Annotated in this window: 1 protein-coding gene; it reads left to right on the top strand. The window is 43.3% G+C overall.

What is annotated here, in order from left to right:
• Window positions 1-360: DUF932 domain-containing protein (locus JMX83_RS15110; protein WP_201603426.1), on the top strand; the 360-nt coding region annotated here is incomplete at its 5' end.
• Window positions 361-586: the final 226 nt, after the last annotated feature.

Below are 586 nucleotides of genomic sequence, written 5' to 3' on the forward strand. Positions count from 1 at the left end.
ATGAAGCAGTTATCAGAGCGACGAGTCACCCAAGCAGAAGCGGCCAATTATCTTAGCCGTGTGTTTAACGATCAGGACAATGATCTTATTCTGTTTAACCGCGCTAAGAAAGAAAAAGAGGCCGTGCCTAACGCCAAAGCGATGAATCAAGTAATGAGCATGTTTAACGGTCAAGGACGCGGGGCCACACTCGATGCTGCCCGTGACACGGCTTATGGACTGCTATGTAGTATCACTGAATATGTTGACCATGAACGTCGAGCGATGAGTACCGATAATCGTCTTAATTCAGCATGGTTTGGTGCTGGAGCTAAGCTTAAGCAAAAGGGTTTAGATGAGTCACTACTGATGCTTGCTTAATCAAGGATATCTAACGTCTAGAAACACAATCAACCACGCCTTAGCGCGTGGTTTTTTTATGTCCATTATTTAACCAGCCACCTTAATTCATTAAGCCATTTATAAGGAATTTATTATGGAAACCATCGCATTAAACACAACCACTCAGCCAAGACGCGCAAAGCGTTCAACTGTTAAAGCAAAAACAACGCGCCTACCTTCAAACACGAAAGCCAACATTAAACAA

Source organism: Psychrobacter piscatorii, from assembly GCF_904846415.1.
GTDB lineage: Bacteria > Pseudomonadota > Gammaproteobacteria > Pseudomonadales > Moraxellaceae > Psychrobacter > Psychrobacter piscatorii.